Raw genomic sequence first — 11398 nt, 5'->3', positions numbered from 1 at the left:
CAAACCTTGTGACAATCCAACCCGGCCAACCTCCGGGTAGGATCGGCAGGGAATCCTAAAGAAGCCTGGGGGAAATTCTTGATGAAAGGTGCAAAAGGCCAGCTCGCCTTCACCGACGACGTTAGCCGGGATCTGGAGTTGCGGGAGTACGGACTGGACCCCGGAGAAGATTCCACCCTGCTTCCCAACGCCGCCGTGATGAGTGCCCTCCAGAACCTCGTGCGCCTTGCCACTGAGCTTTGCGGCGCCCCTTTCGGGGTAGTCAACATCATTAGCGCCGAATACCAATACCAAGTTGGCGCCTGGGGTGTGGAACCGGGGATGTGCTCTCGCGAAGATTCCATGTGTGCCAAGGTGTTCCTCTCCCGCGAGATCACCGTTATCCCTGACGCTTCGCTGGATCCGCGGTCCGCTGACAACCCGTTCGTGACCGGTGAATTGGGCCGGGTGCGGTTCTACGCTTCGGTTCCGTTGCAAACCGAGTCAGGATTCGTTCCAGGCACCTTGTGCGTCTTTTCTGACAAGCCCAAAGAGATCCGGGCCCTGAGCAAGTCGGCATGCTGGAAGTCCTGGCCAAGCAAGTGGTGGAGCTGTTGGAGCTGCAGCACCGCACAATCCAACTGGACCGCACGTATGCAGAGTTGAGGGAGAGCAACGCAAAGCTGGCTGGTTTCGCGGACCGCGTCAGCCACGACCTCCGGATTCCGCTCACCACAATCCTGGGTTACGTGGAGTTGGTGGAGGACGATCCGGACGTCCAAACGGACAGCGCGGCAGCCAAATACCTGAGCCGCATCGGGGCAAGTGGCCGCCGGATGCTGGGGATGCTGGAAGACGTCCTGAGCTACTCCAGGGTGGGCGGCGGCATCCAGCCGCAACAGGTCTCACTTAAAGAGGCAGCGGGCGAGGTGGCCAGGGACCTCGGCATCGAGGACGACATCCTTGAAGTGCAGGACCTGAACCTCCAGGCAGACAAGGGCCAACTGCGCACTTTGCTGCAGAACCTGCTGTCCAACGCCATGAACTACCGCAGCCCCGAAAGGGACCTGCGTGTCCGGATCAGCGGAGTCTCCAATTACCACGGCGCCACCATTTTCGTGGCCGATAACGGTAAGGGCATCCACGCGGAGGATCGGGCCAAAGTCCTGGAACCGTTGGTGCGCCTGCGCCGCCAAGGCGACGGGCCTGGCTCCGGCCTGGGACTGGCCACCTGCAGCAGCATCGCCAAGGCCCATGGCGGTGAACTCACCCTCTCGGAAACTGCCGGCGGCGGAACCACGGTGGCAGTGAGCTTTCCGGCCTGACCATAGCGGCACGCAAGGCAAGAAAACGCTCGACGTCGACCTGCCGCCGTCGTGCGTTTCCGGCCACAGGCGTTAGCCGCGGCCGTTCCCCTTACCTTTTTCAGGCTTGGTCTCGCTCTTTCCGCCGCTCTTGGCGTCCGCGAGATCCTGGGGATCGGTGGCTGCACCATCTTCGGCAGGCACGGTGGCTTGAACGGCGGGCGCCGGAACGGGCTGCTGATCCTGCACATCCACCACCTCGACTGCAGGCGCCACCGCTGGCGCCGTTTCCAGGGGAGTCCTCGGCCCGCTGGGTTGGGACTCAATGACGGATACACCGGGATCGGTCTGCCGCGTCGGTTCGGCTGAAGGTGCCGACGAAAAGACGCCATTGAAGAGCAACGCCACAGCGACCGGAACGGCGAGGGCAGCCGCAACCAGCCCGGCGAGCACCTTGGCCTTCTTGCCAAAAGCCCTTGGACCCGTAGCGGAAACACGCCTTCCCGCGGCTGAAGCAGCGGGCCCGGGGCTTGAGGTAACCACCTGTGGCGGCCGCGACGGCAAAGCCGGCTTCGCTGGGATGGCAGGCGCCGCTGGAACTACCGGCAGGGTTGCCGTTGCCACAGGCGGCAGCTTTCGACGTCGGCCGGCCAGGACGTCTTCAACGTCGCCCGCCGTCGGGCGTTGCCCTGGATCCATGTCGGTCATTGCCTGAAGGAGTCCGCGCAGTCCGTTGGGTAGGTCTTCCGGGATCTCAGGTGCCCGGTGAAGGCGTGCCGAGGCCGTCTCTACCGGCGTTCCAGGGTATTCGGGCTTGCCAGTGAGGCACTCCAGGAGGACCAAACCCAAAGAGTAGATGTCGCTGGCGGGCGTCAGGTGCAGCCCTTGTGCCTGCTCCGGGCTGAGGTATTGGGCTGTGCCGACGGTGAAGCCCGTTGCGGTGAGACGGTTATGGTCCATGACCAGGGCGACTCCGAAATCTGCCAGCTTCACAGATTCGGCTCCATCTGTCCCCTCGGAGACGACGATATTCGCCGGCTTGATGTCGCGGTGAATGACGCCCTGGGCATGCACCTGGGCAAGGGCGCCAGCCAGTCGCACGCCGATGCGGGTGGTTTCGGCATGCGTCAGAGGCCCATCGGACAATACGGCTTTCAGGTCACGACCCTCTGCGAGTTCCATGACAAGGTAGGCGCGTTCTTCCTCGTTCCGGGTATCCACGCCCGCATCGAAGGCTGCCACCAAGCCTGGATGGTCAAAGGCGGCGAGCAGCCGCATCTCGGTTTCCTGGCGGGCCCTGAACGAGTCGTCGCCGGAGCCAGGAAGGAAGATCTTGATTGCCACGTCCCGGCCAAGGAGCAAATCCGTGGCCCGGTACACCGTGGACATGGCTCCCCGGCCCAAAACAGGTCCCAGCAGATAGCGGCCATCAATAGCAGTCGCACTGGAATCGGTCACGTGGAACTCCACGGCCTCGTCTTTGTTGCCCACGAATTGTCACGCCCTTCAGGCCCACCTGCGTGCATCGGACCCTAACAGTGTCCGCTGCTACCAGGCAACGCCGCCGATCAAACTTTCACGAGAGCCGCGCGGCCGCCCTGTTCGGCGAAACCGCTACGGCTTGAGCAGTCCTGCGTCAAACAGCATCATCCGGAATTCACCAGATAAGTCATCAGGATACTTAGTATTGACCCGGAAGGGAAACGCGACCTCTCGTCGGACGTTTTCCTTACGTGACGCACGGAGCTGCGGCCCGGACGGCCGGAAGGCACAATGGAAGGCATGACCCTTACTACCTTCGCCCTCGTCCGCCATGGCCAGACCGACTGGAACGCGGAGCGCCGGTTGCAGGGGGCCACCGACATTCCACTGAACGACGTCGGCCGCGAACAGGCACGTGAAGCCGTTGCCACTTTGTCCAATTACCAGTGGGACGCGATTGTTTCCTCGCCCTTGAGCCGTGCCGCAGAAACCGCTGATCTGATCGCCGAGGGCCTGGGCCTTACTGTCGCCCGGCGGGTTCCGGAGCTTATTGAGCGAAGCTTTGGACCGGCCGAAGGCCTGCAAGCCGGCCCGGAGCTCGAAGCACTCCGCATCCCGGGTGGTTTCCGCGGCGGCGAGAGTGATGACGATGCGGCCAGCCGTGGCATTGACGCCCTGGAACAGCTGGCACAGGAATTCTCAGGACAGCGCGTCCTGGTGGTAACCCACGGCACCCTGATCCGGCTGACGCTCAGCCGGGCGATTGGACGCACGCTTGAGAGCGTCCACAATGCCGTGCTGAACCTCGCCCATCACCATGTCTCGGATGGCTGGAAGCTGGAGTACTTCAACGGCGAGTTGCTGACGGCTGACGTGGACAGCTGACACAACCGCGAAATTCAGCGAATCTTATTGACATTGCGCATGCCAGTTTCTGTATGCTCAAGAGGGTCAAGCAGTTGGCGCCATTCGCTCCGGTTTCCCTGGAGGTCAGCTTGGCTCTCACACTTGTTGGCTCCCGACTCGTGACCACTGAAGCCTGCCGGGCCAACGCAATCACGCTGACGGCAAGGGTAACTCTCGCCACCGACGGCTGGTTTGAACTTCGCGTCATTCAAATACCGGGGCTGGTGCTCCACGTTTCCCGGCTGGAAGAGGCGGCACAAGCTGTCCTCGACGCCGCAACCGCCTCGAGCGGGCGGAAGCCGGAAGAGTTCGACGTCCAGTTCCAATGCTGAGCAAGCCGGCGCCGGGTTGGGTCAACGGGCCTCAAGCCGGCTTCGCAGTTGCTGTACGAAGTCGGGGTAGGGCCGCGGCAATCTCTTCCAGATCCACCGTTTGGGGAAAGTCGATCACGGGTTGGTGCCCGGCCAGAAAGTTGGCCGTCTCTTCAGTGATGATCTGCCCATCCTGGCCGTCCAGCCCTGCCTCGGCCAGGAACTCAGGGGTGATCCGGAAGACGGACTCCCCGGCCTGCCCTTCGGATTCCCAGCGCACCAAGTATTCATCCTGATTTACGAGTTCCACATCGAATGACTTCTCCATGCCAGCAGCCTACGTGGTGTTCAGCCGTGATCGCTGGTTGTTCACTAGGATGACTGCATGGCAGCCATCGAATCTGTAATTATCGAGGTCGCTCCCACCACACAGCAGGTGGAGGCCTTCTACGCTGACGTTTTCAGCATGGGCGGCAGGGTTCATGTGCGTCCATCCGAGGCGCCGACCACGGGCTTTCGTGGATTTACGATGTCGCTTGTGCTCTCCCAGCCAGCCAGCGTAAACAGCCTTATGGACAACGCCCGCGACGCCGGCGCGATGGTCATCAAGCCGGCCGCCAAATCGCTGTGGGGGTACGGCGGAGTCCTCCAGGCTCCGGACGGCACCATCTGGACAGTCGCCTCCTCGTCCAAGAAGGACAGCGGTCCGGCCAATATGCACGTTGATGCGATGGTGCTCCAACTCGGAGTCGCGGATGTGGCTGCCAGCAAGCAGTTCTATCTCGAGCGGGGCCTCACCTTGGCCAAGAGTTTCGGAAACCGGTACGTCGAGTTTGATACCGGCACCATCAAGCTGACGCTCAATAAACGCAGCGCGCTGGCTAAGACCGCCGGGGTATCACCTGACGGCACCGGGTCACATCGCCTCCTCATCAGCGGCGATGCAGGCACCTTCACCGACCCGGACGGCTTCACCTGGAAATCACCGCTGGGCTGAGGAGTACGAGCTTTTCGCCCGGATTGCAGGCAAGAAAACGCACGACGGCGACCACCGCCGTCGTGCGTTTTGCCTGCCTTGGAAGGAGCTAAACCTCGGGTCGCGGACGCCTGTCGATGATGGTTTCGGGAGCATCGCGACGCTCCACGATATGGTCCGTACGCCGGGTGCGGCTTGCCATGATGATGGAAATGATCAGGCCCAATACACCTACAGCCATCAGGATGTAGCCGATCAGGACCTGGTCCACGAAGGGGATGAGTCCGGGGGCAAGCGCAAAGGCCAGAATCGCTCCAATGGCGATCAGTGCTATGGAAGAACCTATTCTCATGTCGTGCTCCTCTCACTTCCGACCGGCCCGCAAACGGGTGATCACGGAACTGCGTCGATATCGTAAGCATACTTCCCAATTTGCGGCGCGCGATAGATTGTGCCCGCCATTGTTCCCCTCCGGCCGCCCCGGCGTGGGCTGCGGATCAGTGCCCGAAACCTGCAGCAAACCGGGCCACGGCGTCCTCCGGAGTGGGCGGCGGACCAAAAACTTCGGCTTGCCGGCTCGTGTTGGCCACATATCGGCCCGTCTCGAACCAGGCGGACATGCTGGCCATGTCGCTTATCAGCGGAACAAAGCGTTCAGTGACTTTGCCCAGGCCCTTAAGCACAGGCGTTGGAACCGCCATGATTTTGATGTCCTTGCCGTCGGGCCCGCCGTGCCTGGACAGGAGATCCACCGCCTCGGACATGCTGACGGGCCGAGTCCAGCCGATGTCGATGCGTTCGCCATCGGTTATCTCCGCATCCACGGCATCGGCAAGGTATCCCGCGAGGTCGCTGGTGAGGACGAAGGTCAGTGGGGTGTCCTTGGAACCGATCCACATGACACGGCCTTTCGCCAGAGGGTCGCCGCCCATCCCGGCGGTCTGGTCAAAGAACGCACCCGGACGAAGCGCAACGAACGGCACGCCCAGCTGTTCGAACGTATCCTCGGCTTGTTTCTTGTGCCAAAAATGCGGCACCTGGGGTGTCAGATCACAGGTGAGGATGCTGATGAGGACAAACCTCGGGACACCAGTTTGTTTGGCCGCCACCGCCAGGTTGCTCTGGCCAAAGGTGTCGATCGCATTTGCGTTCTTGTCGTTCCGCGTATACCCGGCAGCAGTGGAAATAACTCCGGCCACACCAGTCATTGCATGGATCAACGACGCCACGTCAAGCATGTCGCCACGGACTACCTCGACACCTTTGGCTTCGAGCTTGCCGGCGTCTGATTTTGCCCGGACCAGCGCCCTGACGCTCTTGCCGCGCTTGAGAAGTGCATCAACTACCTGACTGCCAAGGTAGCCGGTGGCACCGACCACGAGGACAGGCTTTTCTTCAGCCATGATTTGCTCCTTGGACTCGCCGGGTTTCGCTCCCAGGAACAGTCGTAGCATGCCTCGCGGCGCTGATTCCAGACTTCACGCAAACGCACGACGGCGACCTGCCGCCGTCGTGCGTTTGACCCCTCCCCGGTCAAGCCCTTTGGTGACCATCCGGTCAGATGGTGATGGCGATCTTCCCGCGCGTTTTGCCGGCGTCGAAGTAACGCATGGCTTCCGGAACGTGGTCAAGGGGATAGCTCAGGTCGATAGCCGGGACGATGGTTCCGGCTTGGAGGAGACCGGCGAGGTGCTCAAGGTCTTCCGAACGCTCAGTACCAACGATCATGGTCAGCTTTTGGCTAATGAAAGGGGACAGTGCCAGTGCGCGGAACTGCCTGTCCATGCCACCCGTTAGCGGCCCACCTTCTTCACCTCCAGTAAGGACCGCAGTTCCGCTGTGGGCGAGCGCTCGGCGAAGACGCTTCAAGCTGGGGTTTCCCGCGAGATCGATGATGACGTCATAGTGCGCAGAGCCGTCCGCGAAATCCTGTTTGATGTAATCGATGACGTGGTCGGCGCCGAGGGACAACACGTGGTCCGCTTTGCCGCCGCTGCAGACCGCGGTAACTTCGGCTCCTGCGGCTTTGGCAAGTTGCACTGCGTAGCCGCCAACCCCGCCAGAGGCGCCAGTGATCAGCACTTTGAGCCCCTTCGAGGTTTGCCCTGCCGGCGTCCCGACTTCCATCCCACCTGCACGTAGAGCCTGAAGCGCGGTGCAGGCTGAAACGGGAACCACTGCGGCTTGCTCGAAGCTGATGTTTGCCGGCTTGAGGGCGAGGTGACCCTCCCCCGCGACGGCATACTCAGCGAAGGAGCCCTTCCCCACGCCGAAAACGTGATCCCCGACCGCGAAACGGGTTACCCCAGGCCCCACGGCTTCAATGATCCCGGCGAGGTCGAGCCCGGGCACGGGATTCTTGGGGCGCCGGAACCCAAAGGCCAGGCGCAGGACGTAAGGCTTCCCTGTCATGATGTGCCAGGTCCCGCGGTCCAGCCCTGCAGTGTGGACCCGGACCAGCACCTCATCGTCCGCTATCTCCGGCTTGGGGATCCGGGCCAAGCGAAGGACGTCGGCGGAGCCGTAGGCATCCTGGACGACCGCCCGCATGGTGACTTCCGGGGTGGGCGCCACATCGGACGCAGACGATTCCTTGGCTTGCTGACCAGTGGTCATGGCCGTTCCTTTCAGGAGTTCAGCTACTTTTCGTACGCTGTACTAAAGACGCTACCGTACAATGTACTAAAACGGAACACCCAAAGGAGATCCAGTGTCCGCCGCACGGCCTGAGCGCCTTCCCCTTAGCCGCGAAAGGGTCCTCACATGCGCTGTGGAACTCGCGGACGAGTCGGGCATATCGTCGCTGACCATCCGCTCCCTGGCGCAAAGCATGGGCACCAAGCCGATGTCCCTCTACTACTACGTGGCCAACAAGGACGAAATCCTGGACGGCATCGTGGACATGGTGTTCAGTGAAGTTCCGTTGCCCTTGCCTTCCGGTAACTGGCGGGAGGAAATGAACGATCGGGCACACGCGATGCGCGCAGCCCTCACCCGGCATCCATGGGCGGTTGGATTGCTGGAAAGCCGCTCCGCCCCTGGGCCCGCAACGCTCCGACACCATGAGGCGACGCTGGCCACCTTGCGGGGAGCAGGATTTTCGGTCCAACTGACGGCCCACGCATACGCGGCGCTGGACAGTTACATCTACGGTTTCGCCCTCCAGGAGGCAGCATTGCCCTTTGAAGGACGGGATACCGCAGCCGAAATCACCACGCCCATCATGGAGCGGTTCTCTACCGGGGAGTATCCGCGCATGGTGGAGATCGCCGTCGAGCATGTCCTCAAACCCGGCTACGACTTCGGCGACGAATTCGACTTCGGACTGAACCTGATTCTTGACGGCCTGGACCGCCTGATGGACGATGCCGGCGCAGCAGCCGAATAACCGCCGCATCCGTTGAGGTGCGTGAGGCAAAAGGGTACGGTCAGGGCATACTCGACGCCGTCTGATTTTAAGGATCTGATGCCATGGCCAGAATTGAGGACTATGCGATCATCGGGGACTTGAATACAGCCGCCCTGGTGGCACGCGACGGATCCATCGACTGGATGTGCCTGCCCCGTTTCGACTCCCCCGCCTGCTTCGCCGCCTTACTGCATACCCCTGAAGCTGGCCGATGGATCCTCGCGCCCACAGAGGCAGGGGCGCGGAACGACGGAAACTGTACGCGGCGGCGCTACCGTCCGGACACCCTGATCCTGGAAACGGAATGGGAAGTGGACGGCGGTGCGGTCCGTGTCACCGACTTCATGCCCGTCCGCGATGACGCTGTAGACCTCGTGCGGATCGTGGAAGGCCTGTCCGGCGAAGTAGCCATGCGTGGGGAGCTGATTCTCCGTTTCGACTACGGTCGCGTGGTGCCGTGGGTGCGCCACAACAAGCACGGAATCAGCGCCGTGGCGGGGCCCGATTCCGCCTACCTCACGACGCCCGCTCCACTCAAGGGCGTGGACAGGCGCACGATCAGTGAGTTCACAGTCCGCGCCGGGGAACGTATCCCCTTCGTGCTTCGCTGGGCACCAAGCCATGAACCGGAGCCCCGGCGAATCGATGCGGCCAAAGCATTTCACGCCACGGAATCCTTCTGGCGCGAGTGGATTGACCAAAGCGAGATGGAGGGCAAGTACAAGGAACCGGTGGAGCGATCCCTCATCACCCTCAAAGCCCTGACGTATGCCCCAACGGGAGGCATCGTTGCGGCTGCCACAACGTCCCTTCCCGAGCAGCTGGGCGGTTCCCGCAATTGGGACTACCGCTACTGCTGGCTGCGCGATGCAACACTGACCCTGCAGTCGTTGCTTGCCGCCGGATATACGGAAGAAGCAGCAGCCTGGCGGGAATGGCTGCTCCGCGCTGTCGCGGGTGATCCGTCAGAGCTGCAGATCGTCTACGGCCTGGACGGCGCCCGCAGACTGCCGGAGGCTGAGATCCCGTGGCTTTCGGGCTACGAAAATTCCCAGCCAGTCCGAACCGGGAACGCCGCGGCCCCCCAGCTGCAATTGGACGTTTGGGGCGAGGTCTTGGATGGGCTCTCGCTGACCAGGGCAGCTTCCCCGCCGGGCACCGTGGACACGTCGTGGGACATTCAAGTGGCGTTGATGGAGTACCTGGAAGGGGCTTGGGACCAACCGGACAACGGGCTGTGGGAGATGCGCGGCCCCCGCAGGCATTTCACCCATTCCAAAGTCATGGCATGGGTAGCTGCTGATCGCATGGTCAAGGCCGTAAAAACCTCAGGATTACCCGGCCCCGGAGACCGTTGGGCGGCGCTGCGCACGCATATCCATTCAGAGGTAATGACGAAAGGATTCGATGAAGGGCTCAACAGCTTTGTGCAGTCCTACGGAAGTAAGGAACTGGACGCCAGCCTGCTCTTGATCCCCCGCCTTGGCTTCCTGGGGCACCGCCACCCCCGCGTTGCGGGAACGGTGAAAGCCATTCAGGAAGGCCTCACCGAAGATGGACTGGTGCTGCGCTACCGAACCGAGTCCGGCCACGACGGCCTTCCCGGCGACGAGGGAGTGTTCCTTGCATGCTCGTTCTGGCTGGTGGATGCGCTACTGGGCCTTGGCCATGCCGGCCAGGCAACCGCATTGTTCGAGAGGCTGTTGACGCTCCGAAACGATGTTGGGCTGCTGAGCGAGGAATGGGATCCCAGAACCGAGCGGCAACTCGGAAACACGCCACAAGCGTTCAGCCACTTTCCACTGATCCACTGCGCCTTGCAACTCCATCACGGCGAAGCCCACGGCAGTGACACGCCGCTGCGTAGGCCGAAACACCCGGAGCAAGGTACCGACCAGCTCCCGCAACAGGCCATCTCCGAAAGCGGCCCGGGCACCGACCGTCAGGCACCAAAAAAGCGCCCCGAAACCAGCCGCTGAAAAGCGCTGCAGTTACGATTCCGTTTTTTGATCGTCCGGATCCGGGGCTTCAGCCTTGTGCTTCGCTTCCTCCAGGTGTTGATCGAGCTTGCGCTCGGCCTCCCGCCGACGCTGGCCGATAGTCCTCATCTGCTGTGTGGTCGGAGATCCCGCATCGGTATCCTGCCACTGATCGCGTTCCTCTGACCCAGTGCCTGAGGGCACGCCCGGGCCCTTCTTCTCTTCATCGCCCATAAGGAAATCGTCCCATCGCCTGGGCTTCTGCGGTAGGACCGGCTGTCTGGAGAAGGGCCCGGCTGGCCGGACAAAGGACCGGCCGGCCGTACAGGGCCCGACGGCGGCCTCCCGCCGTCGGGCGTTTTCACCACTTAGTTGCGCGGCAGCTGGCAGGCTTCAGCGGCGGGTATCGCGCGTGCCTTCAGTTTCGATGTTCTCCTTGCGGACTTCCTCACGCTCGACCGGCACGGTAGTCACGTTTTCGGTGGTGATGTACTTGCGAAGGCGCGCCCGTCCGGTCGCTGCCCTTTCAGTCCCGACGTTGAGCCGCTCTTCAGAACGGGTCATGGCATCCTCGCCCGCGCGTCCCGTGCCAGTCGTGTCGACGTCCATGCCGCCGACGGCGTCCACCCCGGCCCTTGTGCCCATTCCGGCGCCTGTTTCCATTCCGGCGTCTGTTTCCATTCCGGCGCTGGGGTCCGGGTAGTCACGCCGACCCTCGAAGGCACCCCGGTCCTGGATGCTGTAGTGGTTGTAGAGCCGCTCTTCTTCACTGGGATCGAGGTGCCCATCTTCGGCCACGCGGGGAGCGTCCTTGATGTGATCCTTGCTGTAGGGAACAACGACGTCGTCGCCCTCAAGGGTGGCCCCCTCCAAGGGAATGAATGATTCAGAAGTACCGAAAAGACCGGTTTTGACTGTTACCCATGTTGGCTCCCCCGTGTCGTCATCGGTGTAGAACGTTCCGATTGACCCAACCTTGTCCCCCTCCGTGGTCCGAACGTTTCCGTTGAGGCCCATCAGACGGTCAATGTTCTCCCTGGCGAGCATGATGT

At 62.2% G+C, this 11398-nt stretch carries 11 protein-coding genes and 2 pseudogenes; 6 read left to right on the top strand and 7 right to left on the bottom strand.

The features are described 5' to 3' along the window. The first annotated feature begins 81 nt into the window (after positions 1-81). Positions 82-1304 (top strand): annotated as a pseudogene (locus LDP01_RS13560) (ATP-binding protein). 72 nt (positions 1305-1376) lie between these two features. Here LDP01_RS13560 and LDP01_RS13555 read toward each other — a convergent pair. After that, entirely contained in the window at positions 1377-2774 is a 1398-nt protein-coding gene (locus LDP01_RS13555; protein ID WP_224093085.1) for a serine/threonine-protein kinase, read from the bottom strand. Positions 2775-3056: 282 nt separating this feature from the next. Between LDP01_RS13555 and LDP01_RS13550 the strand changes: the two genes are divergently transcribed. Both LDP01_RS13550 and LDP01_RS13545 read left to right on the top strand, forming a co-directional pair. Further along, positions 3057-3650 carry a histidine phosphatase family protein gene (locus tag LDP01_RS13550; RefSeq protein WP_224093083.1) on the top strand — a complete coding sequence of 198 codons (594 nt, stop codon included), beginning with the start codon at positions 3057-3059 and terminating at the stop codon, positions 3648-3650. A 110-nt stretch (positions 3651-3760) separates the two neighbouring features. Next, a complete protein-coding gene (locus tag LDP01_RS13545; protein WP_224093082.1) occupies positions 3761-4003 on the top strand; it encodes a hypothetical protein in 243 nt (80 codons plus the stop codon). 31 nt (positions 4004-4034) lie between these two features. Here LDP01_RS13545 and LDP01_RS13540 read toward each other — a convergent pair whose 3' ends face one another. After that, entirely contained in the window at positions 4035-4310 is a 276-nt protein-coding gene (locus LDP01_RS13540) for a hypothetical protein (protein WP_224093080.1), read from the bottom strand. Between the two features lie 57 nt (positions 4311-4367). Here LDP01_RS13540 and LDP01_RS13535 point away from each other — a divergent pair, with 57 nt between their 5' ends. Next, a complete protein-coding gene (locus LDP01_RS13535) occupies positions 4368-4979 on the top strand; it encodes a VOC family protein (protein ID WP_224093078.1) in 612 nt (203 codons plus the stop codon). A gap of 88 nt (positions 4980-5067) precedes the next feature. On the opposite strand, the gene LDP01_RS13530 is transcribed toward LDP01_RS13535, so the two are convergent. From LDP01_RS13530 to LDP01_RS13520, 3 genes are all read right to left on the bottom strand, one after another. After that, positions 5068-5310, bottom strand: a complete 243-nt coding sequence (locus LDP01_RS13530) for a DUF6458 family protein (RefSeq protein ID WP_224093076.1) — start codon at positions 5308-5310, stop codon at positions 5068-5070. Positions 5311-5455: 145 nt separating this feature from the next. Further along, positions 5456-6361 carry an SDR family oxidoreductase gene (locus LDP01_RS13525; protein ID WP_224093074.1) on the bottom strand — a complete coding sequence of 302 codons (906 nt, stop codon included), beginning with the start codon at positions 6359-6361 and terminating at the stop codon, positions 5456-5458. A gap of 154 nt (positions 6362-6515) precedes the next feature. Beyond that, complete coding sequence (locus LDP01_RS13520) at positions 6516-7508, bottom strand: NAD(P)-dependent alcohol dehydrogenase (protein WP_224093813.1); 993 nt, start codon at positions 7506-7508, stop codon at positions 6516-6518. 160 nt (positions 7509-7668) lie between these two features. Here LDP01_RS13520 and LDP01_RS13515 point away from each other — a divergent pair, with 160 nt between their 5' ends. After that, the gene (locus LDP01_RS13515; protein WP_224093072.1) at positions 7669-8346 is read left to right on the top strand and encodes a TetR/AcrR family transcriptional regulator C-terminal domain-containing protein; all 678 of its coding nucleotides are present in this window, start codon (positions 7669-7671) and stop codon (positions 8344-8346) included. Between the two features lie 83 nt (positions 8347-8429). Next, positions 8430-10346, top strand: a complete 1917-nt coding sequence (locus LDP01_RS13510; RefSeq protein ID WP_224093070.1) for a glycoside hydrolase family 15 protein — start codon at positions 8430-8432, stop codon at positions 10344-10346. Positions 10347-10358: 12 nt separating this feature from the next. Here LDP01_RS13510 and LDP01_RS13505 read toward each other — a convergent pair whose 3' ends face one another. Both LDP01_RS13505 and LDP01_RS13500 read right to left on the bottom strand, forming a co-directional pair. Beyond that, positions 10359-10580 carry a hypothetical protein gene (locus LDP01_RS13505; protein WP_224093068.1) on the bottom strand — a complete coding sequence of 74 codons (222 nt, stop codon included), beginning with the start codon at positions 10578-10580 and terminating at the stop codon, positions 10359-10361. 198 nt (positions 10581-10778) lie between these two features. Next, positions 10779-11393, bottom strand: a pseudogene (locus LDP01_RS13500) (DUF2382 domain-containing protein); the annotation flags it as partial. Positions 11394-11398: the final 5 nt, after the last annotated feature.

Origin of the sequence: Arthrobacter sp. StoSoilB13 (assembly GCF_019977255.1) — a bacterium.
Taxonomy (GTDB): domain Bacteria; phylum Actinomycetota; class Actinomycetes; order Actinomycetales; family Micrococcaceae; genus Arthrobacter.
Note: the sequence above shows the minus strand (reverse complement) of the source record. Positions and strands in the feature narration are given on the sequence as shown.

Coding starts and splice junctions, on each gene's coding strand:
- LDP01_RS13540 (WP_224093080.1), bottom strand. CDS start 4,310: ATGGAGAAGTCATTCGATGTGGAACTCGTAAATCAGGATGAATACTTG.
- LDP01_RS13510 (WP_224093070.1), top strand. CDS start 8,430: ATGGCCAGAATTGAGGACTATGCGATCATCGGGGACTTGAATACAGCC.
- LDP01_RS13505 (WP_224093068.1), bottom strand. CDS start 10,580: ATGGGCGATGAAGAGAAGAAGGGCCCGGGCGTGCCCTCAGGCACTGGG.
- LDP01_RS13550 (WP_224093083.1), top strand. CDS start 3,057: ATGGAAGGCATGACCCTTACTACCTTCGCCCTCGTCCGCCATGGCCAG.
- LDP01_RS13535 (WP_224093078.1), top strand. CDS start 4,368: ATGGCAGCCATCGAATCTGTAATTATCGAGGTCGCTCCCACCACACAG.
- LDP01_RS13520 (WP_224093813.1), bottom strand. CDS start 7,508: ATGCGGGCGGTCGTCCAGGATGCCTACGGCTCCGCCGACGTCCTTCGC.
- LDP01_RS13525 (WP_224093074.1), bottom strand. CDS start 6,361: ATGGCTGAAGAAAAGCCTGTCCTCGTGGTCGGTGCCACCGGCTACCTT.
- LDP01_RS13530 (WP_224093076.1), bottom strand. CDS start 5,310: ATGAGAATAGGTTCTTCCATAGCACTGATCGCCATTGGAGCGATTCTG.